The organism is Chromobacterium sp. FG89, assembly GCF_057808735.1.
This window is the reverse complement of record NZ_JBMDIQ010000094.1, coordinates 1-358: the sequence shown is the minus strand read 5'-3', so window position 1 is coordinate 358 and position 358 is coordinate 1. Positions and strand designations below refer to the sequence as shown.

At 59.8% G+C, this 358-nt stretch carries 1 protein-coding gene; it reads left to right on the top strand.

The window, feature by feature from the left end; all coding sequences use genetic code 11:
• A partial coding sequence (locus tag ACODRW_RS24390) for a hypothetical protein (protein WP_488906936.1) occupies positions 1 to 358 on the top strand: 358 nt, incomplete at both ends.

The following is a 358-nucleotide window of genomic DNA, read 5'->3' as shown; positions in this document are numbered from 1 at the left end:
ACGGCAATAAGACCTTTGAAGGCTATACCAGCCTCAACAACCAGAGCCGCGAGTTTTACCAGTACGCCAGAATAGAGTACGACGCGCGCAACCGGGTGACTCTGATCGATGATCCCAAATTCCTGATCACCTACCGCTACGACGCCGTCGGCAACCGCATCAACGTCAACAGCGTCTATCACGACGGCGTCGACGGCCAGAAGCGGACCCAGGACTACTGGTACCGCTACGACAGCATGAACCGCTTTGTCACCACCAAGGGCAGCAAGATCGACGGCCAGATCAGCCGCGGCCCCCTGGGCAGCGACGGCGTCGACATCCTGTACAACGCCGCCGGCGAACGGGTGCAGGCCATCAA